The organism is Bradyrhizobium sp. 149, assembly GCF_023073915.1.
Classification (GTDB): Bacteria; Pseudomonadota; Alphaproteobacteria; order Rhizobiales; family Xanthobacteraceae; genus Bradyrhizobium.
In genome coordinates this window covers 835,064-860,493 of the sequence record NZ_JADPKK010000022.1, presented here as the reverse complement: position 1 = coordinate 860,493, position 25,430 = coordinate 835,064, and the positions used below count along the sequence as shown (strand labels likewise).

Sequence of the window (25,430 nt, the reverse complement as noted above, 5' to 3'; positions counted from 1 at the left end):
CGCGGTCGTTCGCGCGCAAACGAATTATTAAGGCTTGCGTCGCGCCGATTTCTGCGATTCCGATTCGTTCTTCGAGAACGAAACGCAGGCGAAGCTGGAACAAAGCCGGACGGCGTTCAGCGACGACGCGGCCGAGGTGTTCGGCACCGCGCTGATCGCAGGCCGCCGCAGCCTCGATTTTCGCGCGAGCTTGAAGCGGCTCGCCAAGTTCTGAAGACGCTTCGCGAACGCCTAACGGAAGCTTGCCGCGAAGCCGATAACCCTATTCGGTTAGGTTAAAAGCCCAATCGCGTTGCGCTTGCCGCTACTTGGGATAGGTCTCTGGAAGACGAGATACGACTTTGCCAACAAGCGCTTTGCCAAGAACAAATTCATAAGAACGAATTCATGAGTACGAATTCATGACACCTTTTTCAGAACCGAGCTTCTATCAGGGCGACCGCCACACCTACCGGCGCGTCGCCATCGTCGGCACGCTGTTTTGTTTGGCTTTCGTGGTGATCAGCGTCTCGCTGCGCCCGCAGCTCGAGGACACGCATGTCGCGGTCAAGGCGGACAGACTGATGCGCACGGCGGGCCAGTCGCCGCACACCAACTAGCCGCACACCAATTAACGATCGTCGCCGCAGATCTGATTGTCGGCGCCATGGTCTGGGCACGCGGTGCCGCGTGAGGCGAGCGCCACGAAGCCGGCATAGCCGGACAAATTGAGCAAAACTTCGAGCCAAACGGGCATGTCGGCCTCTTTTCCTTGAAGGCTACGCCAACGTGCGGGCGAGGCGCATGTTCCGGGACAAAGACCAACCGCGCCTCACAACGGGGTGGAAGGATCGAGCCGCCGGCCGAGGGCCGTTACCGACTCGCTCGACGGCTGCTCCTTAAGGAACTCGGCAATGGCCCGCGCCAGCTCGCCGTCGCTCATCGGCGTCGCCGGCGGGCGAAGCGTGCCGACACCGAAATTGCGGACGATCTCGTCGTAATGCTCATCGCCGGACTTGGGAACGAGCCTGCGGATACGGGCCAGCAACGCGGAAATCGGCAATCTTTCCTCCTCAACATCCGCCCCGTTGGCAGCAATGATCGTTCGCTGCCATTTGCTGTCCGTGAGACTCAAAACCCCGCCAGCATCGCGAAAGATGCTGACGGGGTCTTCGTGCTGTCGCCTCAACCGGATAGCGGAGGCTTCCGCACCCAAAGATGCAAGTCGCGGAACGCGGCCCCGTTCCATGCAGGCTCGCATTTATTCTGAGCTCGGTTCCCCAGGTGCGCGCAACCATCGCACTGCGCCGGCGTTGTCCACGCGAGATGCGAAGGAGGAGTTCATGATCAGGAAGACACTGGCAGTTCTGGCTACCGTCGCGGCCGTCGGCGTGACCGCCGTCGCGGCGCCTGCGCCCGCCGAGGCGCGCGGCCGCGGCATCGGTCCGGGGCTGGCATTTGGCCTCGCCGCCGGCGCCATAACTGCGGGCGCCGTCGCGGCGTCGCATCCTTACGGCTACGGCTACGGCCCGGGATATGGCTACTATGACCGCCCGGCCTATGCTTACGGCCCCGGCCCGTACGCCTATTATGGCGATGGACCGTACTACCGCCGCCACCATCATTACCGTCACTGGTAACGGCTGAACAAATGAAAAAGCCCGGAGCGACGCTCCGGGCTTTTTTATGCGTGGGTGAGCTGGTGTGTTACGGCCAGAGCGAGGGCCGCTCCACCTTGCGCGCATTGTCGAGCGTCGACACGAAATACTCTTCACGCTCGCGCTTGAATTTTTCCTGCGTGGCACGGAAGGCGGCGACACGGGCGGCGATCTCTTCGCGTTCGCGGATTTTGCGTTGTTCGTCCTCGGTCATGTCAAATCCCCTCTACACGTGAGTATGTGTACATTACTGAACTCAAGCACTGCCGCCGCAATCACGTTGAGTCGCGTCAACACATGCATTGGCGCTTCTGATTGGGGCGTCAATGGGGAGGAGGCATTGCAGGATTGTGATAAGCGAAGGTCGGAAGAAATTGCCCACCACGTCTTGCGAGGCGGTGGATAACAGCGTCAATAATCTTGTCGCTTGCGCATGTTGCGGCTAGCGCAAAAACAAATCACCAAAACCAGCGGGCGAAACAAGCGGCGAAACAGAACGGGAGGTCGCGTTGATTGCATCGGATCTTCACAATGGCGTCGAGCGTCTCGGCGACATGATCGCCGAAGCCAAACGGATCGTGCCGTTCACCGGCGCCGGCATCTCGACCGAATGCGGCATCCCCGACTTCCGCTCGCCCGGCGGAATTTGGACGCGCAACCGCCCGATCCCGTTCGACGAGTTCGTCGCCAGTCAGGAGGCGCGCGATGAATCCTGGCGCCGGCGCTTTGCGATGGAGGAGGTCTTTGCGGCGGCCAGGCCCGGCCGCGGCCATCGTGCGCTCGCCTCGCTCTACCGCGCCGGCAAGGTTCCCGCGATCATCACCCAGAACATCGACAATCTGCACCAGGCCTCCGGCTTCGCCGCGGAGCACGTGATCGAGCTTCACGGCAATACCACTTACGCGCGGTGCATCGGTTGCGGGCAGGCCTATCCGCTCGACTGGGTCAAGCGCCGCTTCGACGAGGAGGGCGCCGCGCCCAACTGTACCGCGTGCGACGAGCCGGTGAAGACCGCCACGATCTCATTCGGCCAGATGATGCCCGAGGACGAAATGCAGCGTGCGACCGCGCTGTCGCAAGCCTGCGACCTCTTCATCGCGATCGGTTCCTCGCTGGTCGTATGGCCGGCCGCGGGCTTTCCGATGATGGCGAAGAGATCAGGTGCACGTCTGGTGATCGTCAATCGCGAGCCCACCGAGCAGGACGACATCGCCGACCTCGTGATCCGCCACGACATCGCGGAAACCTTCGGGCCCTTTGTCGGTAATTGAGGCGGTAATTTGATTCGCGGCTGTGCAAGCTGTTCATAGGTTCCGCCGAATCTCTTTTTTGTCTATGCGTCGCAACCGGGAGTGTTATCTTTTGAGTCGAAAGATTCGCGTCGCGTCGAGTTGAGAAGATTCTCTAAAGACGCGTGATTCGACGCCGCCATTCAGGCGGGTTGCATGACATGTGTGGGGTCCGGGGTTATGGGGTCGTCGGACGGATTTGAGTCCAAGAAGGTCGGAGTTCCCGCGGTAGGCGAACACGGCGGTGGAGGTCGCGACAGCGCGCTCAGCCCCTTCACCGGACTCGGTGAGAGCAGCGCCAACCTCGTCGAGGTTCATGGCGTCATCAAATGGTTCGACGCATCAAAGGGCTACGGCTTCATCGTTCCGGACAATGGCTGGCCCGACGTCCTCCTACACGTCACCGTGCTTAGGCGCGACGGCTTCCAGACTGCCTACGAGGGCGCCCGTATCGTCGTCGAGTGCATTCAGCGCGCCAAGGGCTACCAGGCGTTCCGCGTGGTTTCGATGGACGAATCGACCGCGATCCATCCGGCGCAGATGCTGCCGCCGCGCACCCATGTCACGGTGACGGCGACCAGCGGGCTGGAGCGGGCCCAGGTCAAATGGTTCAACCGGCTGCGCGGCTTCGGATTCCTGACCTGCGGCGAGGGCACCCCCGACATCTTCGTGCACATGGAGACGCTGCGCCGCTTCGGCATGACCGAACTGCGGCCCGGCCAGTATGTCCTCGTCCGCTTCGGGCCCGGCTCCAAGGGCATGATGGCGGCCGAGATTCATCCCGAGACGGGGTCGCCGGTCTCGTCTCACTAGAGCCATTTTCGTTCCGCTGAAATCGGAACGGGCTCTAGCTTCTTGTTTTGGACGCGTTTTCTTGACGCGAACCGGTTTCCGCTTCGCTCGAAACGCCATGGCTCGCCAATTCCCGCAATCGTGAGCAGAGGCACGCTGGCTGGCCGGCGCGCCTCTGGCTTTTCCGCGGACCCCCGCGTAAGGACTGGTCCGGTCCCACGCCTCGAGTGCCATTCATGAATTTCGATCGAAAGGCTGTCTTCGCCGTTGCGAAGGGCTGGCTTGCCGCCATCCTCGTCACCGCCAGCACTGCCGTCGCCGGTGCCGCCAGCTTCCAGCCGCTCGAGATCGTCACCAGAAACGGCGTGCAGGTGTTCTCGGTCGAGATGGCGACGACCGAGGAGGAGAAGCAGACCGGCCTGATGTACCGCAAGGAACTGGCCGACGGCAAAGGCATGCTGTTCGACTTCAATCCCGAGCAGGAGGTGTCGATGTGGATGAAGAACACCTACGTCTCGCTCGACATGATCTTCATTCGCGCCGACGGCCGCATCCTGCGCATCGCCGAAAACACCGAGCCGATGTCGACAAAGATCATCTCATCCAGGGGGCCCGCGCGGGCCGTTCTGGAGGTGGTGGCGGGGACGGCCCAAAAATACGGCATCCGCGCCGGCGACCGCGTCGGCCATCCGCTGTTCGGCAGTAAGTAGCAGGACCCGGCGGCGGGCCTTGCGGGCGGCAAGGGTGCTTGCTGGCGCCTTGGGAAGCGTGTATCGACGGGGCTCACCGGACATTCGGGGTATAGCGCAGCCTGGTAGCGCGGCAGTTTTGGGTACTGCAGGTCGTTGGTTCGAATCCAGCTGCCCCGACCAGTCCCGAGGTGGCCTCAGAACAACAGCCAATCGGCGAGGCGCCAGGCGATCCAGGCGAGGGCGCAGATCCAGCCCAGCATGGCGATCCCGGCCACGCCGAGGCCGCAGAGTGCAAACGGCGAGCTTCCGGGCTCCGGCACCTCGACGAGTTTCTCAGTCGTATCAATCTGGTTCACAGCGTCCCCTTGCCTTGCGGCCTGCTCTTCATTGGTCTCTGCGCGTTCGCAAGAATTCACCGGCCGCGCTCCAGCTCACACGGACGTGAGACGATGGCTGCCCGTCCAGGCGCGCGATCGGCTGATCGCAGCTGCTCGCGGATGCCCCGACACGTAGGAAAAAGCTGCAACTCGCGATACGCGGATTGGTTGCGAGGCTGAGAGCTGAAATGCCCGCGGCACCGAAGGATTTTTCACAGCTCCGGCGCCTGCTCCGCCCGCCTGCCGCGTTGAAGGGAAAGGACAGGGCGCGCCATTGGCGCCGTGCCCCAAGCTACTTCAAATCTGCCTCGAGCGAGGTCTCCATGTCAGCGAGGTCTCCATCACGATCGACGGCATCACCACCACCACGATCACCATTCCGACGGCACCACCGAGGTCCAGACCTCGGCGAGCGTGCAAGGCACCCAAGGCAATCAGGCGGGACAGACCTACAAGGCACAAGGCGCATTCAGTGCCGATGCCCAGGGCGCGTCCAGCGCAAGCGCCGGCGTCTGAACGAGCCCGATCGCCGGGGGGCACGCGGTTTGCTGCGCCTTGAAGCTCCGGGCGAACCGATGCTCGGAGCTGCTAACCCTCAGCGCTCATTCTCTGCGCAACGCGACTTCCGCGCGGTTTTTCAAGGGAATGGGTCGGGCGCGCGGCGCGGAATTCGTAAAACTTTGTCGAACCTTTAGGCCTCGGCATAGACATATAGTTGTTGGGGGATTTCAGCGCCCAATACCTAAACGGACGCCGCCAAGCGATGATATTCCGCTTGCGCGGCGTTGCGCTTTCCCAAGCATCAGTTCGTCGCGTACCAGCCGAACGGAAACGGCAGGAACGGCCAGACCCCCTGGTTGTCGTTGGCGACCTTCGGCAGTTCCTGCGCCGGCGTCTTGGCGAGCGGCGCAGGCGGCGTCGATCGCAGCGCCAGCCGCAGACACGCACATTGCAAATTCATTGTGGTCGCCCCCGCCCGTCAATAGTTTTCAAAATTCGTGTCAGCTTTAGAAATCACAGCGCGACCTCAAAACGCCGCGCAATATTCTCAAATTGCGTACAGTCTAGGGAAATCGGCGCCGGCTTTCAACCGGTCTTGCCGCGTGCTCACAAGAAGTAAGGTTGATCGGTTAGGTTAAGGGCGAGAGGTTGTTGCGGCCGTCATAGCGAATGTTATCAGATCGAGCTGGCTCGCGATGGGCTGGCTGAAATTGGTGCTCACAGGACATCACAGTTCGTCGCAGCGCTCGTATTCTGTGAGTTCTGCATCATGTCTTTCGATCGCAACGTTCGAACCATCGGTCCGCAGGCGAGCTGGACCGAGATCTGGCACCTTTGGACCGTGATCGTGCCGCGTCGCTCGATCAACGGTCAGCTCGTCTACGGCAAGGTCTGGCGCCGCCACGACGGCCGCGACTGGATCTACAAGAAATTCACCGAGTTCGACAGCGAAGCGGCGGCCTGAAGCGGCATAGCTGCCGTCCGGCGCATCGCTGCCGTCCCTTCAGCCTGCCTTTGCTGCCGCAGGCTTGGGCGGCGGCGGCTTCAGCGGCTTGTCCTGCCTCTTCGACCAGGAGATGTAATAGGCCACCGTCGTCATGATCGCGATGCCGGCGACGCTGACGAAGATCTGCGCGAACAGCGAGCCTGAGCTCATCGACAGCTCGAAATGACCGACGAAGGACAGGAACACGCCGACGCAAAACACGGCGAGCGACTGCTGGCCGCACACGATGATGGGGTCGAACCCTCTCCATTCCAGGCCCGGCCAGTCCTTCGGCACGAAGCGGATCACCAGGATCACGATCACGACGAAGTGGATGAAGCGGTAGGGCGCGAGGTTGGTCTTGTCGTTCGGGTTGAACGCCGAGAACAGCCATTCCGGGAACATGCCGCCGAGGACCGGGAAGCGGCCGGCCATGGTCATGACCAGCGCGAAGGCGAGGTAGAAGAGGCAGAACCAGAGCGTGACCGGCGCGTTGATCAGCGTCATCGAACGCCGCGCGCCGCCCATGGCGCACCAGGCGCCGAACACGAACAGCACCTGCCAGCAATACGGGTTGAAGTACCATTGGCCGGCCGGATAGGCATTCAGGTTCAAGCCGAAATGGCGCGCGGTCAGCCACAGCACGATGGACAAGACCATCGTCAGGTCTGGCTTGCGCAGCATGAACCAGAGCACCGGCGGAAACAGCCCCATCAGCACGATGTAGAGTGGCAGCACGTCGAGATTGAGCGGCTTGAAGCGCAGGAACAGGCCCTGGCGCAGCGTCTCGGTGGCGTTGTCGACGAGGCCTGCGACGTTGAACTCATTGATCATCTCGGAATCGCCGAAGCGAAGCGCCAGATAGCTGATCGAGGCGATGTAGATCACGAACAGGATGATGTGGGCGACGTAGAGCTGCCAGACCCGCTTGGTCAGCCTCGTGGCACCGACGAGGAAGCCGCGCTCGAGCATCATCCGCGCATAGACGAAGGAGGCGGTGTAGCCGGAGATGAAGACGAACAGGTCGGCGGCGTCGGAAAAGCCGTAATTGCGGGTGGTGATCCAGTTCACCACGTTGTCAGGGATATGGTCGAGGAAGATCGCCCAGTTCGCGATGCCGCGAAACAGGTCGAGCCTGAGGTCACGGCCCTTCTCGGGGAGCGTGGCGTTGATGTTCAGGAAGGCCATGCGACGGGAGCTTTCGGAGGGGACGGACAGGCCGATGTCAGCGAGGCAGTAGCGCCGGGCGGAATCCCGGCGCGGAAGGCGGGTGCACAATTGTCACGGTGCAGCATAATGACTATATCCGTCGGCGAGCCATCCCCGGGGGCCGGAATCACCGATCAGTTCCCAAAAGGTGTCTCTATACTATGCCCGCGGTTTCCACCAACTGCTACCGTGACGCATCGAAATCGAACGAAAAGACGAACAAGAGGCCCGGACCATCCATGACCGCACGCATTTTCAAGCCCGCCAAGAACGCGATGCAATCCGGCCGGTCGAAGACCAAGGAATGGCAGCTCGACTACGAGCCCGAGCAGCCGCGCGCGGTCGAGCCGCTGATGGGCTGGACCTCGTCCGGCGACATGAAGCAGCAGATCACGCTGCGCTTCCACAGCAAGGAAGAGGCCGTCGCCTATTGCGAGCGCAAGGGCATCGCCTACCAGGTGATCGAGCCCAAGGAATCGGTGCGCCGGCCGGTCGCCTATTCCGACAATTTCTCGTTCCGCCGCGGCGAGCCCTGGACGCACTGAGCCCACTTTAGCGGTCAGACCTGCGGGGGGACCTTGGCAGCGATTTTGCCGCGTGCTTCGCTGCCTCGCATGAGGGGCTCAGGACGAGGTGGGCTATGGCGGGGCGTGACCAGCTCGACGGCGTCGATCTGAAGATACTGGCCGAGCTGCAGCAGGACGGGCGGGTTCGCAACAACGAACTGGCGCTGCGGGTCGGCGTGTCTGCGCCGAACTGCCTGCGGCGGCTAAAATCGCTGTTCAGCCGCGGCGTGATCCGGGCGGTGCGGGCCGTCATCGACGAGCGGCTGCTCGGCTACGAGGTGGTGTCGTTCGTCTCTATCCAGCTCGGCAGCCAGGCCCAGCCGGTGCTGGCGGCGTTCGAGAGCTCGATCGCCGCGATCCCGCGCATTCAGCAGTGCTGGCGGATTTCGGGCGACACCGACTATCTCCTGAAATGCGTGGCACCGAGCGTCGAGAGCATGCGCCAGCAACTTCTGCATTTCGCGGCGATGCCGAACGTAAAGAACGTCCGCAGCTTCCCGGTGCTGGGCGTCGCGAAGGACGTGCCGTTGCCGTTGCAGGAGATCGCGGCGGCAGGATAGATCGGCAGCGACGCGTCACAAAGCGTGGCTCGCGCAACGAATTCCAAAATCAGAAGGCGCGGAGTGCTTCGTTGCCGGGGTACCAAGTTCGGATAGGACGGATAAAAAGATTAGTAGCTCACCTAACTGTGACATGTGATTTGCGAAGTCCTGCAATGCGCTTTGCCGTGATTGCCGGTTCCCCGCGCCGGCCTACATGCGAGAGGTGAACCTCAGCCTGCGTCGCATGCCGAGGCCTCTTCCGTGGGACCCTGAAGCAGGAAAAGACAACATGATCTCGACCTCGAAGACGTTCGTCGCATCAGCTGCGACGCTGTTTGCATCCGCCTTTCTCATGATGGCTGCGCCGGCTGCGCAGGCAGAAGAATACTGCATCACCAACGGCGCCCAGGCCGCGCACGGCTGCGGCTATCCGACGATGGAGGCCTGCCGTGCCGCGGCCCACGGCATCGGCGGCTCGTGCTCGCAAAGCGGCGGCGCGAAGAGTTCGACCGACGCGCTTGCCTTCCAGCCGAAGCAGACCCAGTCGCGCACCAAGCTTCGTCCGGGCGGGCAGACCAACTCGAACTGATCCGACATCGCTGCCGGTTCGAAACATCGCGGCCTCCGAGGTTCATCTCGGGGGCCGTAAACTTCTGAAGGACGCGACGTCGCGCTCGCCCGCGCGTCAGCGGTACCGGCTGCGAAATTCGCGCGGGGAGGCGCCGGCCCAGGTGCGGAAGGCACGGGAAAAGCTCTTTTCGTTCCGGAAGCCGGCGATCTCCGCGATTCGCTTGATCGGGGTGCGGCCGCGCATCAGCTCCTGCTTGGCGAGCTCGAACTTTGCTTCTTCCTTGAGATCGCGCAGCGAGGTTGCCTCTTCGCGCAGGCGCCGGTGCATGGTGCGGGTAGAGAGCGCGAGTTCGCTCGCGACATCCTCGGCGCCGAGACTGCGTCCGCGCGCGTTTCGGAGCACGCGGCGGACACGCTCGACCAGCAGCCGGTCGCGCCGGTAGGGCAGCACGGTCAGCCGCAGCGCGCCCTTGAGCATGTTGTCGAGGTCCGCCGCGCTACGGGTGAGCGGCAGCGACAGATAACGCTTGTCGAAGATGATGGAAGCGCAGTCCGCGTCGAAGCGGATGCTCCGGCAAAAGATGGTCGGATAGACCGAGACATGACGGGGCTCTGGGTGCGGGAATTCCGCGGCGCGAAGCGCGATCCTGGAATCCACAGCCCAGCAGGAAAAGCCCAGGACATAGCGGAGCAGGGTGACCAGGCAGAATTCGCGTAGAGGTCCGAGGTCGCGCAGCTCGCGGATGGACACGACCGCGGTCTCCTCGCCGACCGCGAGATCGAGCAGCACGTCCTCGGTGAGCAGACGATGGTGCCGGCACCAGCGCTTGAGCGCGACCTCCAGCGTCGGGGCCGTGATGGAGGCTCGGCACAGCATGCCGTAGGTGCCGAAGGGCAGCCGCCGTGAGAACCAGCCGAGCGCCTCGTCGTCGAGCTCGCGCATGGCATGGCCCGCCAGCGCCTCGAACTGGCCGGCCGTGACCCGCCCATCCGGAGAATTGACAAGGTCCGGCGCTACCTGACCCCGGCTCAGCGCCTCGGTCGGATCGCGGCCGTAGCGTTCGTAAGCGGCAACGACGCCGCGGACGAAGGCGGCAGGGGTCACGGCGCGGCGTGGGATCGCGGTTGCGACTTGAAAAGGCATCGAAATTCCTTTGGGAAAATCCTCGCCAAGTTTGGCGGAAAATGCAACCTTTTCGACCGCAGAAGGGCCCTGATGCCGCTAGGTTCGGTCCCCAATACGGAGGAATCGCCTTGAACATCCCGAGCATCGATTTCGATCTGGGCGAAGACATCAGCATGCTGCGCGACACGCTGCGCGCCTTCGTGGAGGCGGAGATCGCCCCGCGTGCCGCCGATATCGAGAAAGCCAATCTGTTCCCGGCGGACCTCTGGAAGCGCCTTGGCGAACTCGGCCTGCTCGGCATGACTGCGCCGGAGCAATATGGCGGCTCCAACATGGGGTATCTCGCCCATATCGTCGCCATGGAGGAGATTTCGCGCGGCTCGGCTGCGGTCGGGCTCTCCTACGGCGCCCACTCCAACCTTTGCGTCAACCAGATCCGCCGCAACGGCAACGATGCGCAGCGCGATCGCTATTTGCCGAAGCTGATCTCCGGCGAATATGTCGGCGCGCTCGCGATGTCCGAGCCCGGCGCCGGCTCCGACGTCGTCTCGATGAAACTGCGCGCGGACAAGCGCGGCGACCGCTACGTGCTCAACGGCTCGAAGATGTGGATCACCAATGGCGGCGATGCCGACGTGCTGGTGGTCTACGCCAAGACCGATCCGGAAGCGGGCCCGCGCGGCATGACCGCCTTCCTGGTCGAGAAAGGGGTCAAGGGCTTCAGCCACGGCCAGCATCTCGACAAGCTCGGCATGCGCGGCTCCAACACCTATCCGCTGTTCTTTGACGAATGCGAGGTGCCGGAGGAGAACGTGCTTGGCAAGGTCGGCGAGGGCGTCAAGGTGCTGATGTCCGGCCTCGACTATGAGCGTACGGTCCTCTCGGGCGGCCCGCTCGGGATCATGGCGGCCTGCATGGACGCGGTGGTGCCCTATATGCACGAGCGCAAGCAGTTCGGGCAGCCAATCGGCGACTTCCAGCTCATGCAGGGCAAGCTCGCCGACATGTATGCGACCTGGCAGGCCACGCGCGCCTATGTCTATGCGGTGGGGCGCGCCTGCGACCGCGCCGATCACGCGCGCAGCTTGCGCAAGGACGCCGCCGCTGCGATCCTCTATTCTGCGGAAAAGGCGACGTGGATGGCGGGGGAGGCGATCCAGGCGCTGGGCGGGGTCGGCTACACATCCGAATTTCCGGTCGGACGTCTGTGGCGCGATGCAAAGCTCTACGAGATCGGCGCCGGCACTTCGGAGGTCCGGCGCATGCTGATCGGTCGCGAATTGATGGCCGAGACGGCTTAAAACTTTCACGCAATTGGAATCAACATGCCGCTCCATTCCAGCATCGATACGTCGTCGTCGGACTTTGCGCGCAATTCCGAGGCCATGCGCACCCTCGTCGCGGACCTGCGCGAAAAGCTGAGCCAGGTCGCCGGCGGCGGCGGCGAGGTCTCGCGCAACCGCCACACCTCGCGCGGCAAGGTGCTGGCGCGCGAGCGCGTCGACCTGCTGGTCGATCCCGGCACCGCGTTCATGGAGCTGTCGCCGCTCGCCGCCTACGGCCTCTATGGCGGCGACGTGCATTCGGCGAGCGTCGTGACCGGGGTCGGGCGCATCTCGGGCCGCGAATGCGTGATTGTCGCCAACGACGCCACCATCAAGGGCGGCACCTATTATCCCATGACCGTGAAGAAGCATCTGCGCGCGCAGGACGTGGCGCGGCAGAACAATCTTCCCTGCGTCTACATGGTCGACTCCGGCGGCGCCTTCCTGCCGCTGCAGGACGAGATCTTTCCGGACGAGCGCCATTTCGGCCGCATCTTCTACAACCAGGCCCAGATGTCCTCGCAGGGCATCCCGCAGATCGCCATCGTGATGGGCTCCTGCACCGCCGGCGGCGCCTATGTCCCCGCGATGTCGGACGAGAGCATCATCGTGCGCAATCAGGGCACCATCTTCCTCGGCGGCCCGCCGCTGGTGAAGGCGGCGACGGGCGAGGTGGTGACCGCCGAAGAACTCGGCGGCGCCGACGTGCATTCCCGGCAATCCGGCGTGACCGATCATTACGCCCAGAACGACGCGCACGCGATCGGCATCGCCCGCCGCATCGTCGGCACGCTGAAGCCATCCGTGCGACCGAACCTCAACATGCATCCGCCGCGTGATCCCCTGTTCGCCGCGGAGGAGATCTACGGCGTGGTGCCCGTCGACGGCCGCAAGCCGTTCGACGTGCGCGACATCATCGCGCGAATCGTCGACGGTTCGGAGTTCGACGAGTTCAAGAAGCTCTACGGCACGACGCTGGTCTGCGGCTTCGCCCACGTCTGGGGTTTTCCGGTCGGCATCATCGCCAACAACGGCATCCTGTTCAGCGAGAGCTCGCTGAAGGGCGCGCATTTCATCGAGCTTTGCTGCCAACGCGGCATTCCGCTGGTGTTCCTGCAGAACATCACGGGCTTCATGGTCGGCAAGAAATACGAAGCCGGCGGCATCGCGCGTGATGGCGCCAAGCTGGTGACGGCGGTCGCGACAGCCTCGGTGCCGAAATTCACCGTGGTGATCGGCGGCTCCTACGGCGCCGGCAATTACGGCATGTGCGGCCGCGCCTACTCACCGCGCTTCCTGTGGATGTGGCCGAATGCGCGCATCTCGGTGATGGGCGGCGAGCAGGCCTCGATGGTGCTGAGCCAGGTTCGGCGCGACAATATCGAGGCCAAGGGCGATAGCTGGTCGAAAGAAGACGAAGAGACATTCCGCAGCCCGATCCGCGCGCAATATGAGAGCCAGGGGCATCCGTACTACGCGACCGCGCGTCTCTGGGACGACGGCGTGATCGACCCGGCCGACACAAGGCTGGTGCTCGGCCTTGGGCTCTCGGCGGCGTCGAATGCGCCGATCGAACCGACGAAATTCGGCCTGTTCAGGATGTGATGCGATGGACCGCTCAAAGCTCTACCGCCGTTTTCGCAGGCTCCTGATCGCCAACCGCGGCGAGATCGCCTGCCGCGTGATCCGCACCGCGCGCGCCATGGGCCTGCGCACGGTCGCTGTCTATTCCGAGGCCGACCGCGACGCGATGCATGTCGCGCTCGCCGACGAGGCCGTGCTGCTCGGGCCCGCACGCGCCCGCGACAGCTATCTCGATGCCGAGCGGCTGATCGAGGCCGCGCGCAAGACGGGCGCCGAGGCGATACATCCCGGCTATGGCTTCCTGTCGGAGAATGCCGAGTTCGCGCAAGCCTGCTTCGATGCGGGCCTGGTCTTCGTCGGGCCGACCGCCGCGATGATGACGGCGATGGGCTCGAAATCCGGCTCCAAGGCGTTGATGGAGAAGGCCGGCGTGCCGCTGGTGCCCGGCTATCACGGCGAGGCCCAGGACGAGGCGACGCTGGCGAAGGCGGCCGGGAAGGTCGGTTTCCCCGTCCTGGTGAAAGCGTCCGCCGGCGGCGGCGGCCGTGGCATGCGCATCGTTCGCTCAGCGGACGAGCTCGCCCCTGCGATCGTCAGCGCGAAGCGCGAGGCCAAGGCCGCATTTGGCGACGACCGCATGTTGATCGAGAAATATGTCGATCATCCCCGCCACATCGAGGTGCAGGTGATCGGCGACAGCCACGGCAATCTGCTGTCGCTGTTCGAGCGCGAGTGCACGTTGCAGCGCCGGCACCAGAAGGTGATCGAGGAGGCGCCGTCGCCGACGCTCAATGCGGCCCAGCGCGAGACAGTATGTGCCGCCGCGCGAAAGGCGGCGGGTGCCGTCAACTATGTCGGCGCCGGCACCATCGAGTTCGTCTCCGACGGCAAGGACGTGTTCTTCATCGAGATGAACACCCGTCTCCAGGTCGAGCATCCCGTGACCGAGCTGATTACCGGGATCGACCTGGTCGAGTGGCAGCTCCGCGTCGCCTTCGGCGAGGCGCTGCCCTTGAAGCAGGACGAGATCCGTCTCAACGGCCATGCGGTCGAGGCGCGCGTCTACGCGGAAAACCCGACCAAGAATTTCATGCCGTCAGTGGGCAAGATATCTACCTGGCGTCTGCCCGCCGAAACCGGCGGCCTGCGCATCGACTCCGGCTATCGCGAGGGCGATGCGGTCTCGCCGTACTACGATGCGATGCTGGCAAAAATGATCGCCTGGGCGCCGACGCGGGATGTCGCGATCGAGCGGCTGAACCGGGGGCTGGAGGAGTCCGACGTCCGCGGCATCGTCACCAACATCCCCTTCCTGTCGGCGCTGATGACGCATCCGGAGGTGCGGGCGAACGCAATCGACACCGGCTTCATCGAACGCGAGCTGGCGGTCCTGACGCAGGCCACGCCGGCGCCGGGCGAGCTCGAGCTCTGCGCCGCAGTGGCCGCCGTGATCAACGACGAACGGCAGGCTGCGCAGGCGGAAGCGAATTCGCCCTGGCAGACCTTTGGCTGGATGCCGGTCGGCCGCCGCCAGCGCAATTTTTCCTTCCGCGTTGGGCATGAGCCCGAGCAGACAATCGCGTTGAACTATGGCAGCGGCCCGTCGACGCTCGTGATCGGCGAACGCGAGCTGGCGTTTGCGGTTGTGCCGAGAGATGGCGGTTTCGATCTCACGCTCGACGGCGTCAAATCGTTCGTCGCGGCCGTGATTCACGGCCATGAGCTGTATTTGCGCACGCGCAACGGTCGCTTCGACCTGCACTGGGTTGACCCGTTCGGCGGCGAGATGGAGGAGCAGGCCGGCGCGGACAAGATCGCGGCGCCTTTGCCGGGCACCGTCGTCGCCGTGCTGGCGCAGCAGGGCGCCAAGCTCGAGAAGGGCGCGCCGATCCTCACCCTGGAAGTGATGAAGATGGAGCAGACGTTGCGGGCGCCCTATGCCGGCGTGCTCAAGTCCATCAAATGCAAGGTCGGCGACATCGTCCAGGAGGGCGTCGAGCTCGCCGTGGTCGAGCCTTCCGGAGAATAAAGATGAGCGATCAGGTCCGCATCATCGAAATGGGGCCGCGCGACGGCCTGCAGAACGAGAAGACGGCGGTCAGCGTCGAGGCCCGCATCGCCTTCATCGAGGCGCTGGTCGCTGCCGGCCTCAATACCGTCGAGGTCGGCGCCTTCGTCTCGCCCAAGGCGATCCCGCAGATGGCGAGCTCGGACGCCGTGCTGCGCGGCATAAGCCATGTGAAGGGCGCCGAATTTCACGTGCTGGTGCCGAACGAGAAGGGTTATGACGCCGCCCGCGCCGCCGGCGCGAAAGTGGTCTCCGTGTTCGCCGCGGCCTCGGAGGGTTTTTCGCGGGCCAACATCAATTGCACGGTCGCGGAGTCCATCGAGCGGTTCAAGCCGGTGCTGGCGCGCGCCAAGGCCGATGGTGTCAAGGTACGCGGCTATATCTCCTGCGTGCTGGGCTGTCCGTTCGACGGCGAGATCAAGCCGCGAGCTGTTGCCGATCTCGCCAACGCGCTGTGGGAGCTCGGCTGCTACGAAATCTCGCTCGGCGATACCATCGGGGTCGGCACGCCTGACAAGGCCAGACAGATGCTGCGCGCGGTCAGCGCCAACATCCCTGCAGCCAATCTCGCGATGCATTTCCACGACACCTACGGCCAGGCGCTCGCCAACCTCTATGCGGGGATGGAGCAGGGCGTCCGTGTCATCGACGCCGCCGCAGGCGGCCTCGGCGGCTGTCCCTACGCGCCGGGCGCGACCGGCAATGTCGCGACCGAGGACGTCGTCTACATGCTCGAGGGCATGGGAGTCAGGACGGGCGTCGATATGGACCGGCTGCTGGCCACGATCAACGAGATGAGCCGCGTGCTGGGCAAGCCGCCGGTGAGCCGCGTGGCGTCCGCGCTGAACGCGAAGAAGAAGCGCGTCACGAACTAGGCTTACGCTGCCTTCAGCCCGACATCGGGCAGGCGCGGCCGGTTCTTGAGCGCCTTGGCCATCATGGCCTCGACCTCGGCCTTCTCCTGCGGCAGCAGCGCGAGACGGGGCGGGCGCGTCAGCGCGGTGCCGCGGCCCATGATGTGCTCGCACAGCTTGATGCACTGGACGAGGTCCGGGCGCGCGTCCAGATGCAGCAGCGGCATGAACCATTCGTAGAGCGGCATCGCCTCGGCATAACGTCCCGCCTTGGCGAGCCGGAACAGCGTCTCGCCTTCGCGCGGGAAGGCGTTCGACATGCCCGAGACCCACCCCACCGCGCCCATCGCGATGCTCTCGACGATGACGTCGTCGAGGCCGGCGAACAGCACGAAGCGCTCGCCGACCATGTTCCTGGTGTCGATGAAGCGCCTTGTGTCACCGGACGAATCCTTGAAGCAGACCACGGTCTCGACGTCGGCGAGCGTGGCCAGGATGTCGGGGGTGACGTCGTTCTTGTAGATCGGCGGATTGTTGTAGAGCATCACCGGCAAATCCGTCGCGGTAGCGACGGCGCGGAAATGCGCGGCGGTCTCATGCGGCTTGGACGAATAGACCAGGGCCGGCATCACCATCACCCCGTCGATGCCGACGCGCGCGGCCTCCTTCGCGGTTTCGACCGCGAAGGCCGTGGTGAATTCGGCGATACCGCACAACACGGGCACGCGGCCGGCCGCGACGGACTTCGCCGTCTCCATGATCGCAATCTTCTCCTTGCGCTCCAGCGAGGTGTTCTCGCCGACCGAGCCGCAGACGATCAGGCCGGAGACGCCATCGCGGATCAGCCCGTCCATGACCTTCGCGGTCGCGTCGATGTCGAGCGAGAGATCGTCGTGGAATTGCGTGGTGACGGCCGGGAAGACGCCTTCCCAGGAAACACGGCGGCTCATGGTTTGACTCCAAGTGGCTTTTTCGGCGGGGGCTGGATCCGCCGGGTGCTTTGAAAGGGATGGCGGGTGGGATCAGAGCGTGGCGCCGACCTTGCGCAGCTCGGCGAGGACAGGTGCCTTCGGCAGCCAGATCTTGTCGAACTCGGCAATGACAGCCTCGGTGTCGCCGGCCGGCACCTGCCGGATCGGGATCGGGGCGTTGCGGAAATTCTCGATCAACGCGGGCTCGTTTGAGGCGAGCTCGTCAATCTGCGCGTCCAGCGTCGACTTGATGGTCTTGGCGATCAGTTCGCGATCGGCCGCGGGAAGCGACTGCCAGACCCGGCCCGAGACCACCGCGGCCATCGGCATGAAGACGGCGTTCATCTGCAGGATCACCTTCGACACCTTGTCGAAGCGCTGGTTCCAGGAGAATTCGAGGTCGGCCTCGAGGCCGTCGACCTGGCCGTTGGCCATCGCGTCGAATACCTGCGGCGTCGGGATCGGCGTTGGCGCGGCGCCGAGCGAGGAATAGAAATCGCGATAGACCGGCGTCGGATTGATGCGCAGCTTCATGCCGCGGATATCTGCGAGGCTCGTCAGGTCCTTGGAGGAGAATACCGCCCGCATGCCGGTGATGCCCCAGCCGAGCCCGATCGTTCCGGTCTCCTGCGGCAGCACCTCGAACAGCTTGACGGCCGCCGGATGCCGCACGAATTTGGCGACCGCTGGCGTCGAGCGGACGATGTAGGGCGCGTTGATCGCTGCGATGTGCGGCACGCGCGAGCCGAGCTCGGCGGCCTGGATGAAGCCCATGTCGAGCGCGCCGGACTGCAACTGCTGCATCATCGCGGGCTCGTTGCCGAGCTGGCCGGAGTGGAACACGGTCAGGGTCAGGCGGCCGTTGGTGGCCGCCTTGAGATCTTCGCCGAATTTGAGCGCGGCCTTGTTCCAGGAATGGCCGTTGGGCGTAATCAGGCCGAGGCGGAATTCCTTGGCCTGGGCAAGCGCCAACGACGGCGCGAACAGCGGCAGGGCGGCGCTGGCTGCGAGAAAGCGGCGGCGTGAAAGCGGCATGGTCGGGCTTCCTTTTGGACGGGCCTATTTGATGAGGATCAGCGAAAGCGACGGATAGAGCGAGAGCAACACCAGCAGGACGCAGGAGATGACGAAGAAAGGAAGCGTCACCATGAACATCTTGCCGGGCTTGGCACCGGTGACGGCGGCCGCGACGAAGAAGCAGAGCCCGACCGGCGGCGACAACAGGCCGAGCACGAGGTTGATCACCACCACGACGCCGAAATGCCTGGGATCGATGTGATAGACGTCGGTCGCGACCGGCAGCAGGATCGGCACCGTCATGATCAGGCCGGGAATGCCGTCGATCACCGTGCCGATCACCAGCAGGATGACGTTGCAGATCAGCATGAAGCTGATCGGGTCCTTGGCCGCCGTCTGGATCCAGGCGGCGGTTTCCTGCGGCACCTTGCCGAAGATCAGGACCCAGGAGAACACCGCCGCGGCGGCCACCAGGAACAGCACGATCGCCGAATAGATCGCGCTGCGCAGCATCATCTGCGGTAGCTGGGAGAACTCGAACTCCCTGGTCCAGAACTTTCCGACCAGGGCTGCGGCAACCGCGCCGACGGCGGCGGATTCCGTCGCGTTGGCGAGACCGCCGAGGATGGTGCCGACGATGACGATCGGGATCAGCAGGGTGGGCGATGTGCGCAGGATCGTCGCCACGCGCTGCCGCGGCGTCTGATAGTCCGCGCGCGGATAGTTGTAGATGTATCCCATCAGCGCGATGACGACGCAGAACATCACGGTGAGAATGACGCCCGGCACGATGCCGGCGATCAGCATGTCGCTAACCGAGACCTGCGCGAGCACGCTGTAGACCACGAACATCACCGACGGCGGGATGATCGGACCGAGCATGCCGCCATAGGCGGTCAGTCCCGCCGCAAACGTCTTGTCATAGCCCTTCTTCTCCATCTCCGGCACCATGATCTGGGCCATGATCGCGACCTGCGCGGTCGCAGAACCCAGGATCGAGGAGATGAACATGTTGGCGAGGATGTTGACGTAGGCGAGCCCGCCTTTCAGCGAGCCGACGAAGGCCATCGCCATGTCGACGATGCGCCGTGTGATGCCGCCGCCGTTCATGATCTCGCCGATCAGGATGAAGAGCGGGATGGCGATCAGGCCGTAGCTGTCGACGCCGCCGAACAGCTGGAGCGGATAGGACTGGAATAGCACCGGATTGCCGGAGGCCGCGATGTAGACCAGGCCGGCAAGGCACAGGCAGAGGCCGATCGGTACGCCGACCAGCATGATCGCGAGAAAGGCCGCTGACGTGATCATCAGTTGACGCCGTCGAGTTCGGAAAGCGCAAAACCCTTCGGTGACGTGCGCGGGACCAATTCGAGATCTTCCAGCAAATTGGCGAGACCGTGAACGGTCATCGACACCGCGAAGATCGGCAGCGTCAGATAAACCACCCAGGTCGGCCAGTTCAGCGTCTGGGTGCGCTCCGTGTAGAGGAAGTTGAAGGTCTCGGCCGCGAGCTTGCGCCCGTCGAAACCGGCGCGGGCGAGGCCAATCGGGTCCATCCAGAGCACGCAGGTGATAATCAGGGCGAGGCCGAATACGACGACGAGGCCGGTCGAGATCACCTTCGCGATCTTCTGGGCGCGGGGCGAAAGACGTTCCGTCAGCATCGTCACCGCGAAATCGAGCCGCAGCCGCGTCATCGCGGAGGCGCCGACGAATGTCAGCCAGACCACGCAATAGACCGCGGATTCGTCGATCCAGTAGATCGGGAAATGCGAGTAGCGCGTGACGACGTTGACCAGGATCAGGCCGGTGAGCAGATACATCAGGCCCATCAATGCGATGCGCTCGACGGCGAGCAGGGCGCTGGAGGCGCGGACGACCATGCGTCGAACGCTGAACGCGCGCGTGGCCGGCATCGTCTGCTCGATCATGAAGAGGCCCCATTGCCCGCAAGATTTGTCGTGCGATGGCCGAATGTATAATTTATACATTTTGGCTGTCAAATGGAATTGCGCCCTGCGTCGAAGGCGGGGCACGCGCTTTTTGCGGGAACGGAAATGACCTCAACATGCAAGACAGGGACCGTTCCGGCCGGCCGAGTCGGGAAGGGACGGAAGATCGGATGAAAGCGCCTCTAAAGCATCGCACCCTGTCGGCTGCGATCGTCGACCAGCTCCGGCAAGCAATCCTCGACGGGACTTATCCTGCCGGATCGCAATTGCGCCAGGATGCGCTTGGCGAAGCCTATGGCGTCAGCCGTATCCCCGTGCGCGAGGCGCTGTTTCAGCTCGAAGCGGAGGGCCTGGTGCGGATCGTTCCGCAGAAAGGCGCCATCGTCTCGGAGCTGTCGCTGGACGAGATCAACGACGTCTTCGACCTGCGCCGGATCCTGGAGCCGCGGTTGCTGGCACACTCGGCCCCCCGATTCACGGCGGAGGATTTCGAGGGGCTCGACGACATCCACAAGCGCTTCGAGAAGGCGATCAAGGCCCGCAACGTCAGCGAATGGGGGCAGCTCAACGCCGACTTCCATATGGCGCTTTACGTTCACGCACCGCAGCCCCGCACCCGCGCCATCGTGTTGTCGCTGCTCCAGACCAGCGATCGCTATACGCGGCTTCAGCTCTCCAACACCAAGGCGATGGGGACTGCCGAGAAGGAGCACGCCCATCTGATCGCGCTCTGCCGCGCGCAGAAGGTCGAGGAGGCCTGCCGCTTCCTGGAACGACATATCGAGGCCGTGCGCAAGGATCTGTTGCAGGTCGTCGCTGGCAGCACGATGGCGCCGAAGTCACGGCGCAAGGAGAAATTGTAGGGTAGGCAAAGCGAAGCGTGCCCACCACGTCTTCATCGAATGCGATAGATGGTCAGCACGTCTTTGCGCTTCTTCCCACCCCAAAGTCTCAATGTGAGGACCCGAAGAGAGGCGCCTTTGCGCTCGCGGCCAATACCGCGCCACAAACTCTAGGCTGGATCGGCCTGCGCGGGATATAAGCTACCACCAAGCAGGTGCGGCTCTAACTGAGGTCTAATTTTTGCCCACCGCGCCAATATTTTCTCTCCGTACGGGCCGAACGAATCTTGGAAAAAAGTTGCGGTATCGGGATGAAAGGGGATCGCGCCGTTCTCGCGCATCAACGGCTCGCATGCAGCGACACATTGCACGAACAGCTCTTTACATTGCTCGCGGTTCAGAAAGTTGAATTTATCTGCGTATGCTTGCGACCAAGCTCCGATCTGGGCAAATCGCACAATGCCCATGGGATGGCTATAATCGAATAGCTGCTTGGTCGACGCGGAACCTCGATCGAAAGAGCGGAGTGGAATGTAGATCGCTGCAAGGAGCGTCTTCAGCTTGGCTGTGCCTCCCATAAGGAGCGGCGAGTGCTCATTTGCGCGGACTTCGTGCAACAGTTGCGTGCAAGCGAAGGTGTCGGCATCCATTTCAAGTGTGTGCTTCGTCATATTGCGATCGATCTCGCCGGGACGATGCCTCATTATCTCCGCGGAACTGGCGCCGAATGCCCGATGAACAGATAGATGGAGGTGGCCATTTTTTATGTGGCCAAGTTCGTGGAGCACAATCCAGCGGAAGGCTAGCGAAGCGAGAGTGAGGGAATGCTCATTGAGCTGATCGACGTTCAGCGGAGCGAGGCCTAGGTAAGCGACAAACTCGGTGGACTGCAGCAGTTTTCGAAACAGGTTCTGCCATATGATGCCAATTGAACGGCGACGAAGTAGCGGCCTCGTGATCGCGTAGCGAATGCGTTGGGTGTTGACGTGGCGATTAGACAGAAGCGTACATCTGCAGAGACGGCTAAGCGCTGCCTCACACTAACGATGCATTCCTCCGCCCAATCGCTCCATTCCGAATAGAATTTATGGAGGTCTTGCGGCACGGTCTCGGAGGTGAGGATTGGAGCCGCGATACGTCTGCGGATGAGCAGGTTTTCTATGATCGAAAAATCGCTGCTCTCCAAAGTGCCGAATTTCATGTTCGACCTCCCACAAACTCGCGCTTTCTCTCTGTCGGCGCGCACTAGAGGCGAACTCGAAAAGGCTGTGTGTCTACTCCATCCTCCGCGATTGCATTCGCGAGTGGTAGGCACGCTTCGCTTCGCCCACCCCACGGCAGTTGTGATTGCCCCTACCTGCTCCCGTCCGGCCCCATCACCAGATCCGGCAGCGCGGTCGAGATCCCCGGCACGAAGCAGAGCAGCAGCACCGCGACCATCATCAGCAGCACGAACGGCAGCGTGCCCCAGATCACTTCGCGCAAGGGGATGTCGGGCGCGACGTTGCGGATGACGAAGATGTTGAGGCCGACGGGTGGATGGATCAGCCCCATTTCCATCACGATGGTCATGACCACGCCGAACCAGATGATGTCGAAATTGGCGGCGCGTAGGGGCGGCAGGATGATCGGCGCCGTCATCAGGATGATCGAGACCGGCGGCAGGAAGAAGCCGAGCACGACGACCATGACGAGGATCGCGAACAAGAGGCCCCAGCGCGGCAGGTGCATCGCCACGACGGATTCGGCGGCCGATTGCGAGATGTGGAGATAGCTCATCACGTAGGAATAGAGCAGCGACATGCCGATGATCATCATCAGCATGGTCGATTCCCGGATCGTCGACTTCAGGATCGGGGCGAGGTCGCTCGGCCGCCACACGCTGTAGATCGCCGCGATCAGCGCCAGCGCCAGGAGGCCGCCGAGGCCGGCGGTCTCCGACGGCGTTGCGTAGCCGCCATAGAGCGCGATCATGACGCCGGTGAGCAGCAGCACGAACGGGATCACCCGCGGCAGCACGCTGAAACGTTCCGCCAGCGTGTACTCGTCGCGGGCGAGGATCGCGGCCTCAGGACCGCCGTTCTTGTAGATCGCTTCGGCCGCGGCATATTCCTGGCGGAAGCGGATCACGGCGTAGGCGCCGAACAGCGAGACCAGCAGCAGGCCGGGCCCGATGCCGGCGAGGAACAGCCGTCCGAGCGATTTTTCGGCGGCGACGGCAAACAGGATCATGGTGATCGACGGCGGCAGCAGGATGCCGAGCGTGCCGCCGGCGGCAATGATTCCGGCGGCAAAGCCGCCGGAATAGCCGCGCTTGCGCATCTCGGGGATGCCGGCCGAGCCGATCGCCGAGCAGGTCGCGGGCGAGGAGCCCGCCATCGCCGCAAACAGCGCGCAGGCGAACACGTTGGCGACGCCGAGGCCGCCGGGCACGCGGTGCAGCCAAGCGTGCAGGGCCGAATAGAGATCCTGGCCCGCGCGCGACTTGCCGATCGCGGCGCCCTTCAGGATGAAGAGCGGGATCGACAGCAGCGTGATCGAGGCCATTTCCTCGTAGACGTTCTGCGTCACCGTATCGAGAGAGGCGGCGGGCATGTAGATGCCCATGAACACGACAGCGACCGCGCCGAGCGCGAACGCAATCGGCATGCCCGAAAACATCACGACCAGCGTCGCGATCCCGTACGCGAGGCCGATACCGAAAACGCTCATGAACGCCTGGCTCCAGCGAAAGGCAGCGCAAGCTGCACGAGGATTTGGACGCAGAGCAGGCTCATGCCGAGCGCCATCAACGAATAGGGGATGGCCAGCGGCGGCGACCACATCGAGTTCGAGACCTGGCCGTCGACATAGGCTTCGTGCGCCAGCGTCCACGACTTCCAGGCGAAGAAAGCGCAGAACAGAAGCGTCACGGCGTCGACCAGCCAGAGCCTGATCCGGTTCGCCAGCGGCGAGAGCAGGCCGACGAAGGCCTCGATGCCGATGTGCCCGCGGTTCTGCTGCACGTAGGCGGCCGTCATGAAGGTGGCGCCGACCAGCAGGAACACCGCAGCCTCGTCCTGCCAGTAGTTGGCGGCGTGGAACAAGGCGCGGCTGAGCACGCTGTAGCTCAGGATGACGCAGGCCGCGATCAGTGCGATCGCGGCGAACACGACGATGATGCTGTTGAGGATGGTGAGACCGCGATCGATCGCCGCCGCAAGGCCGGTCCTTGCGGCAGCGTTGGCCTGGTCGTCGCGATCCGGAAGCGGACCGTGGCTCATGCCGCGACGTCGGTCGCGAGCTTGAGCAGGTTGGCCGAGATCGCGGTCTTGGCGCTGTAGTCCTTCCATGCGGTGTCGCGGGCGATGTCACGCCACTTGCCGACGGTGGCGGCATCGAGCGCCGAGACCTTGGCGCCGGCCTTCTCGTAGACCTTGGTGACCTCGACGTCGTCGTCCTGCGCGCCCTTGCGGCCGAAGGCTTCGAGCTCGGTGCCGACCGCGAGCAGGACGTCCTGCTGGTTCTTCGGCAGCTTGTCGAAGATCGCCTTCGACATCATCAGCGGCTCGAGCATGAACCAGTAGGACGCGCCTGCGCCCGACGTCAGCGATTTCGCAACCTCTTCGAGGCGGAACGAGATCAGGCTGGTCGAGGAGGTGATGCCGGCGTCGCAGGCACCGGTCTGCATCGCTGCATAGATTTCGTTGGAGGGCACCGACAGCACCGAGGCGCCGGCGGTCTGCAGCACCATGTCCATCTCGCGCGAGCCGCCGCGCACCTTCAGACCTTTGGCATCTTCGGGGGCCACGATCGGCCTGGAGCGGCTGGCGACGCCGCCGGCCTGCCAGACCCAGCTGAGCAGGATGATGCCCTTGTCGGCGAGGAAGTCGGTCAGCGCCTTGCCGACGGGCTCCTTCTTCCAGCGCATGCCCTGGTCGTAGGTGGTGACGAGGCCCGGCATCAGGCCGATGTTGGTTTCCGGCAATTCGCCGCCGGCATAGGGCATCGGATAGAGGCTGATGTCGAGTGCGCCCTTGCGCATCGCGGAGAACTGCGCGTTGGTCTTGATCAGCGAGGAGTTCGGATAGATCTCGGCGGCGATGTCGCCGTTGCTGCGCTTGGCGACTTCGGCGGCGAACATGCGGCAGAGCCGGTCGCGGAAATCGCCCTTGTCGACGGTGCCGCCCGGGAATTGATGCGAGATCTTCAGCGTGGTCGCGGCATGCGCGGTGCCGGTACCGAAACGGAGAATGGCGGGTGCGGCGACGGCGGTCGCGATCAGATGGCGGCGCGTGAGCATGGTGTGATCCCTTGGACGTTTCTTTGGAGCGTTGTTGTTTGCTGTCATTTGGGCTGGTCCTGAGACCGCGCTAAGGCCCATCCTAACCGGTCTTTCAAACAATGTTCTCTCATCTGATAGTTCGAGACCGAATGCCGCGGCAAGTGCCGACCATGCTGCGTTGCACACTCCTGATCTCCTGCATCCGGCGAACGAAGGACAGCGGCAAGTGCGCAGAAATTTATCAGCGGCCGCGTAACAACGGCCCGT

At 63.6% G+C, this 25,430-nt stretch carries 30 protein-coding genes and 1 tRNA gene; 16 read left to right on the top strand and 15 right to left on the bottom strand.

Annotation, left to right across the window (positions count from 1 at the left end; genetic code table 11):
* The first annotated feature begins 34 nt into the window (after window positions 1-34).
* Together IVA88_RS21760 and IVA88_RS21755 are read left to right on the top strand one after the other, a co-directional pair.
* A complete protein-coding gene (locus IVA88_RS21760; RefSeq protein WP_247499219.1) occupies window positions 35-214 on the top strand; it encodes a hypothetical protein in 180 nt (59 codons plus the stop codon).
* A gap of 187 nt (window positions 215-401) precedes the next feature.
* Entirely contained in the window at window positions 402-599 is a 198-nt protein-coding gene (locus tag IVA88_RS21755) for a hypothetical protein (RefSeq protein ID WP_247499218.1), read from the top strand.
* A gap of 11 nt (window positions 600-610) precedes the next feature.
* On the opposite strand, the gene IVA88_RS32470 is transcribed toward IVA88_RS21755, so the two are convergent.
* Together IVA88_RS32470 and IVA88_RS21750 are read right to left on the bottom strand one after the other, a co-directional pair.
* Window positions 611-736 carry a hypothetical protein gene (locus IVA88_RS32470; protein WP_256466817.1) on the bottom strand — a complete coding sequence of 42 codons (126 nt, stop codon included), beginning with the start codon at window positions 734-736 and terminating at the stop codon, window positions 611-613.
* A gap of 75 nt (window positions 737-811) precedes the next feature.
* The gene (locus IVA88_RS21750) at window positions 812-1,228 is read right to left on the bottom strand and encodes a hypothetical protein (RefSeq protein ID WP_247499217.1); all 417 of its coding nucleotides are present in this window, start codon (window positions 1,226-1,228) and stop codon (window positions 812-814) included.
* Between the two features lie 97 nt (window positions 1,229-1,325).
* Here IVA88_RS21750 and IVA88_RS21745 point away from each other — a divergent pair, with 97 nt between their 5' ends.
* Window positions 1,326-1,619, top strand: coding sequence for a hypothetical protein (locus IVA88_RS21745; RefSeq protein WP_247500382.1), 294 nt, complete (start codon window positions 1,326-1,328; stop codon window positions 1,617-1,619).
* Between the two features lie 67 nt (window positions 1,620-1,686).
* On the opposite strand, the gene IVA88_RS21740 is transcribed toward IVA88_RS21745, so the two are convergent.
* Complete coding sequence (locus IVA88_RS21740) at window positions 1,687-1,851, bottom strand: hypothetical protein (RefSeq protein WP_015686271.1); 165 nt, start codon at window positions 1,849-1,851, stop codon at window positions 1,687-1,689.
* 295 nt (window positions 1,852-2,146) lie between these two features.
* Here IVA88_RS21740 and IVA88_RS21735 point away from each other — a divergent pair, with 295 nt between their 5' ends.
* The 4 genes from IVA88_RS21735 (at window position 2,147) to IVA88_RS21720 (ending at window position 4,590) form a co-directional block, all read left to right on the top strand.
* Complete coding sequence (locus tag IVA88_RS21735; protein WP_247499216.1) at window positions 2,147-2,908, top strand: NAD-dependent protein deacetylase; 762 nt, start codon at window positions 2,147-2,149, stop codon at window positions 2,906-2,908.
* A 198-nt stretch (window positions 2,909-3,106) separates the two neighbouring features.
* A complete protein-coding gene (locus tag IVA88_RS21730) occupies window positions 3,107-3,739 on the top strand; it encodes a cold-shock protein (RefSeq protein WP_018457757.1) in 633 nt (210 codons plus the stop codon).
* A 215-nt stretch (window positions 3,740-3,954) separates the two neighbouring features.
* Window positions 3,955-4,428, top strand: coding sequence for a DUF192 domain-containing protein (locus tag IVA88_RS21725; protein WP_247499215.1), 474 nt, complete (start codon window positions 3,955-3,957; stop codon window positions 4,426-4,428).
* Window positions 4,429-4,513: 85 nt separating this feature from the next.
* Window positions 4,514-4,590, top strand: a tRNA-Pro gene (locus tag IVA88_RS21720).
* Between the two features lie 14 nt (window positions 4,591-4,604).
* Here IVA88_RS21720 and IVA88_RS21715 read toward each other — a convergent pair.
* Together IVA88_RS21715 and IVA88_RS21710 are read right to left on the bottom strand one after the other, a co-directional pair.
* On the bottom strand, window positions 4,605-4,766 hold the full coding sequence (locus IVA88_RS21715) for an RNA-binding protein (RefSeq protein ID WP_247499214.1): 162 nt from the start codon (window positions 4,764-4,766) through the stop codon (window positions 4,605-4,607).
* An 823-nt stretch (window positions 4,767-5,589) separates the two neighbouring features.
* The gene (locus IVA88_RS21710) at window positions 5,590-5,748 is read right to left on the bottom strand and encodes a hypothetical protein (RefSeq protein ID WP_247499213.1); all 159 of its coding nucleotides are present in this window, start codon (window positions 5,746-5,748) and stop codon (window positions 5,590-5,592) included.
* Between the two features lie 309 nt (window positions 5,749-6,057).
* On the opposite strand from IVA88_RS21710, the gene IVA88_RS21705 reads away from it, so the two are divergent.
* A complete protein-coding gene (locus IVA88_RS21705) occupies window positions 6,058-6,252 on the top strand; it encodes a hypothetical protein (RefSeq protein ID WP_247499212.1) in 195 nt (64 codons plus the stop codon).
* 39 nt (window positions 6,253-6,291) lie between these two features.
* Here IVA88_RS21705 and IVA88_RS21700 read toward each other — a convergent pair whose 3' ends face one another.
* Window positions 6,292-7,461 carry an OpgC domain-containing protein gene (locus tag IVA88_RS21700; RefSeq protein ID WP_247499211.1) on the bottom strand — a complete coding sequence of 390 codons (1,170 nt, stop codon included), beginning with the start codon at window positions 7,459-7,461 and terminating at the stop codon, window positions 6,292-6,294.
* A 260-nt stretch (window positions 7,462-7,721) separates the two neighbouring features.
* Here IVA88_RS21700 and IVA88_RS21695 point away from each other — a divergent pair, with 260 nt between their 5' ends.
* The 3 genes from IVA88_RS21695 to IVA88_RS21685 all read left to right on the top strand — a co-directional run bounded on the left by IVA88_RS21695 (window position 7,722) and on the right by IVA88_RS21685 (window position 9,179).
* Complete coding sequence (locus IVA88_RS21695) at window positions 7,722-8,027, top strand: ETC complex I subunit (RefSeq protein WP_247499210.1); 306 nt, start codon at window positions 7,722-7,724, stop codon at window positions 8,025-8,027.
* A gap of 95 nt (window positions 8,028-8,122) precedes the next feature.
* Window positions 8,123-8,608, top strand: a complete 486-nt coding sequence (locus IVA88_RS21690) for an Lrp/AsnC family transcriptional regulator (protein ID WP_247499209.1) — start codon at window positions 8,123-8,125, stop codon at window positions 8,606-8,608.
* 271 nt (window positions 8,609-8,879) lie between these two features.
* Window positions 8,880-9,179: a DUF3551 domain-containing protein gene (locus IVA88_RS21685; protein WP_247499208.1), complete on the top strand. Its 300-nt coding sequence runs from the start codon at window positions 8,880-8,882 to the stop codon at window positions 9,177-9,179.
* 96 nt (window positions 9,180-9,275) lie between these two features.
* Here IVA88_RS21685 and IVA88_RS21680 read toward each other — a convergent pair whose 3' ends face one another.
* On the bottom strand, window positions 9,276-10,304 hold the full coding sequence (locus IVA88_RS21680; protein ID WP_247499207.1) for an AraC family transcriptional regulator: 1,029 nt from the start codon (window positions 10,302-10,304) through the stop codon (window positions 9,276-9,278).
* A gap of 110 nt (window positions 10,305-10,414) precedes the next feature.
* On the opposite strand from IVA88_RS21680, the gene IVA88_RS21675 reads away from it, so the two are divergent.
* The 4 genes from IVA88_RS21675 to IVA88_RS21660 are packed head-to-tail and all read left to right on the top strand — an operon-like array spanning window position 10,415 to window position 16,138.
* Window positions 10,415-11,587 carry an isovaleryl-CoA dehydrogenase gene (locus IVA88_RS21675; protein ID WP_247499206.1) on the top strand — a complete coding sequence of 391 codons (1,173 nt, stop codon included), beginning with the start codon at window positions 10,415-10,417 and terminating at the stop codon, window positions 11,585-11,587.
* Between the two features lie 24 nt (window positions 11,588-11,611).
* Entirely contained in the window at window positions 11,612-13,216 is a 1,605-nt protein-coding gene (locus tag IVA88_RS21670; protein ID WP_247499205.1) for a carboxyl transferase domain-containing protein, read from the top strand.
* 4 nt (window positions 13,217-13,220) lie between these two features.
* Window positions 13,221-15,224, top strand: coding sequence for an acetyl/propionyl/methylcrotonyl-CoA carboxylase subunit alpha (locus IVA88_RS21665; protein ID WP_247499204.1), 2,004 nt, complete (start codon window positions 13,221-13,223; stop codon window positions 15,222-15,224).
* 2 nt (window positions 15,225-15,226) lie between these two features.
* Window positions 15,227-16,138 (top strand): hydroxymethylglutaryl-CoA lyase, encoded by a 912-nt coding sequence (locus IVA88_RS21660; RefSeq protein WP_247499203.1) that lies wholly within the window; start codon window positions 15,227-15,229, stop codon window positions 16,136-16,138.
* A 2-nt stretch (window positions 16,139-16,140) separates the two neighbouring features.
* On the opposite strand, the gene IVA88_RS21655 is transcribed toward IVA88_RS21660, so the two are convergent.
* The 4 genes from IVA88_RS21655 to IVA88_RS21640 form a co-directional block, all read right to left on the bottom strand.
* Window positions 16,141-17,067, bottom strand: coding sequence for a dihydrodipicolinate synthase family protein (locus IVA88_RS21655; protein WP_247499202.1), 927 nt, complete (start codon window positions 17,065-17,067; stop codon window positions 16,141-16,143).
* Window positions 17,068-17,139: 72 nt separating this feature from the next.
* Window positions 17,140-18,123, bottom strand: coding sequence for a TRAP transporter substrate-binding protein (locus IVA88_RS21650; protein ID WP_247499201.1), 984 nt, complete (start codon window positions 18,121-18,123; stop codon window positions 17,140-17,142).
* A gap of 24 nt (window positions 18,124-18,147) precedes the next feature.
* The gene (locus IVA88_RS21645; protein ID WP_247499200.1) at window positions 18,148-19,413 is read right to left on the bottom strand and encodes a TRAP transporter large permease; all 1,266 of its coding nucleotides are present in this window, start codon (window positions 19,411-19,413) and stop codon (window positions 18,148-18,150) included.
* Window positions 19,413-20,021, bottom strand: a complete 609-nt coding sequence (locus tag IVA88_RS21640; RefSeq protein ID WP_247500381.1) for a TRAP transporter small permease — start codon at window positions 20,019-20,021, stop codon at window positions 19,413-19,415. Before IVA88_RS21640 ends, IVA88_RS21645 begins: the two co-directional genes overlap by 1 nt.
* Before the next feature lie 206 nt (window positions 20,022-20,227).
* Here IVA88_RS21640 and IVA88_RS21635 point away from each other — a divergent pair, with 206 nt between their 5' ends.
* On the top strand, window positions 20,228-20,920 hold the full coding sequence (locus IVA88_RS21635) for a GntR family transcriptional regulator (RefSeq protein ID WP_247499199.1): 693 nt from the start codon (window positions 20,228-20,230) through the stop codon (window positions 20,918-20,920).
* A gap of 149 nt (window positions 20,921-21,069) precedes the next feature.
* On the opposite strand, the gene IVA88_RS21630 is transcribed toward IVA88_RS21635, so the two are convergent.
* The 4 genes from IVA88_RS21630 to dctP all read right to left on the bottom strand — a co-directional run bounded on the left by IVA88_RS21630 (window position 21,070) and on the right by dctP (window position 25,181).
* A complete protein-coding gene (locus tag IVA88_RS21630) occupies window positions 21,070-21,570 on the bottom strand; it encodes a hypothetical protein (RefSeq protein WP_247499198.1) in 501 nt (166 codons plus the stop codon).
* Between the two features lie 682 nt (window positions 21,571-22,252).
* The gene (locus tag IVA88_RS21625; protein WP_247499197.1) at window positions 22,253-23,611 is read right to left on the bottom strand and encodes a TRAP transporter large permease; all 1,359 of its coding nucleotides are present in this window, start codon (window positions 23,609-23,611) and stop codon (window positions 22,253-22,255) included.
* On the bottom strand, window positions 23,608-24,162 hold the full coding sequence (locus tag IVA88_RS21620) for a TRAP transporter small permease (RefSeq protein ID WP_247499196.1): 555 nt from the start codon (window positions 24,160-24,162) through the stop codon (window positions 23,608-23,610). The genes IVA88_RS21625 and IVA88_RS21620 overlap by 4 nt, the downstream gene beginning before the upstream one ends.
* Window positions 24,159-25,181, bottom strand: coding sequence for a TRAP transporter substrate-binding protein DctP (gene dctP, locus IVA88_RS21615; protein ID WP_247499195.1), 1,023 nt, complete (start codon window positions 25,179-25,181; stop codon window positions 24,159-24,161). Before dctP ends, IVA88_RS21620 begins: the two co-directional genes overlap by 4 nt.
* Window positions 25,182-25,430: the final 249 nt, after the last annotated feature.

Excerpts from the sequence above, each read along its gene's own strand:
- IVA88_RS21755 (WP_247499218.1), top strand. The coding sequence starts at position 402 with ATGACACCTTTTTCAGAACCGAGCTTCTATCAGGGCGACCGCCACACC.
- IVA88_RS32470 (WP_256466817.1), bottom strand. The coding sequence starts at position 736 with ATGCCCGTTTGGCTCGAAGTTTTGCTCAATTTGTCCGGCTATGCCGGC.
- IVA88_RS21750 (WP_247499217.1), bottom strand. The coding sequence starts at position 1,228 with ATGGAACGGGGCCGCGTTCCGCGACTTGCATCTTTGGGTGCGGAAGCC.
- IVA88_RS21740 (WP_015686271.1), bottom strand. The coding sequence starts at position 1,851 with ATGACCGAGGACGAACAACGCAAAATCCGCGAACGCGAAGAGATCGCC.
- IVA88_RS21730 (WP_018457757.1), top strand. The coding sequence starts at position 3,107 with ATGGGGTCGTCGGACGGATTTGAGTCCAAGAAGGTCGGAGTTCCCGCG.
- IVA88_RS21725 (WP_247499215.1), top strand. The coding sequence starts at position 3,955 with ATGAATTTCGATCGAAAGGCTGTCTTCGCCGTTGCGAAGGGCTGGCTT.
- IVA88_RS21710 (WP_247499213.1), bottom strand. The coding sequence starts at position 5,748 with ATGAATTTGCAATGTGCGTGTCTGCGGCTGGCGCTGCGATCGACGCCG.
- IVA88_RS21705 (WP_247499212.1), top strand. The coding sequence starts at position 6,058 with ATGTCTTTCGATCGCAACGTTCGAACCATCGGTCCGCAGGCGAGCTGG.
- IVA88_RS21700 (WP_247499211.1), bottom strand. The coding sequence starts at position 7,461 with ATGGCCTTCCTGAACATCAACGCCACGCTCCCCGAGAAGGGCCGTGAC.
- IVA88_RS21695 (WP_247499210.1), top strand. The coding sequence starts at position 7,722 with ATGACCGCACGCATTTTCAAGCCCGCCAAGAACGCGATGCAATCCGGC.
- IVA88_RS21690 (WP_247499209.1), top strand. The coding sequence starts at position 8,123 with ATGGCGGGGCGTGACCAGCTCGACGGCGTCGATCTGAAGATACTGGCC.
- IVA88_RS21685 (WP_247499208.1), top strand. The coding sequence starts at position 8,880 with ATGATCTCGACCTCGAAGACGTTCGTCGCATCAGCTGCGACGCTGTTT.
- IVA88_RS21680 (WP_247499207.1), bottom strand. The coding sequence starts at position 10,304 with ATGCCTTTTCAAGTCGCAACCGCGATCCCACGCCGCGCCGTGACCCCT.
- IVA88_RS21670 (WP_247499205.1), top strand. The coding sequence starts at position 11,612 with ATGCCGCTCCATTCCAGCATCGATACGTCGTCGTCGGACTTTGCGCGC.
- IVA88_RS21665 (WP_247499204.1), top strand. The coding sequence starts at position 13,221 with ATGGACCGCTCAAAGCTCTACCGCCGTTTTCGCAGGCTCCTGATCGCC.
- IVA88_RS21660 (WP_247499203.1), top strand. The coding sequence starts at position 15,227 with ATGAGCGATCAGGTCCGCATCATCGAAATGGGGCCGCGCGACGGCCTG.
- IVA88_RS21655 (WP_247499202.1), bottom strand. The coding sequence starts at position 17,067 with ATGAGCCGCCGTGTTTCCTGGGAAGGCGTCTTCCCGGCCGTCACCACG.
- IVA88_RS21650 (WP_247499201.1), bottom strand. The coding sequence starts at position 18,123 with ATGCCGCTTTCACGCCGCCGCTTTCTCGCAGCCAGCGCCGCCCTGCCG.
- IVA88_RS21645 (WP_247499200.1), bottom strand. The coding sequence starts at position 19,413 with ATGATCACGTCAGCGGCCTTTCTCGCGATCATGCTGGTCGGCGTACCG.
- IVA88_RS21640 (WP_247500381.1), bottom strand. The coding sequence starts at position 20,021 with ATGCCGGCCACGCGCGCGTTCAGCGTTCGACGCATGGTCGTCCGCGCC.
- IVA88_RS21635 (WP_247499199.1), top strand. The coding sequence starts at position 20,228 with ATGAAAGCGCCTCTAAAGCATCGCACCCTGTCGGCTGCGATCGTCGAC.
- IVA88_RS21630 (WP_247499198.1), bottom strand. The coding sequence starts at position 21,570 with ATGACGAAGCACACACTTGAAATGGATGCCGACACCTTCGCTTGCACG.
- IVA88_RS21625 (WP_247499197.1), bottom strand. The coding sequence starts at position 23,611 with ATGAGCGTTTTCGGTATCGGCCTCGCGTACGGGATCGCGACGCTGGTC.
- IVA88_RS21620 (WP_247499196.1), bottom strand. The coding sequence starts at position 24,162 with ATGAGCCACGGTCCGCTTCCGGATCGCGACGACCAGGCCAACGCTGCC.
- dctP (WP_247499195.1), bottom strand. The coding sequence starts at position 25,181 with ATGCTCACGCGCCGCCATCTGATCGCGACCGCCGTCGCCGCACCCGCC.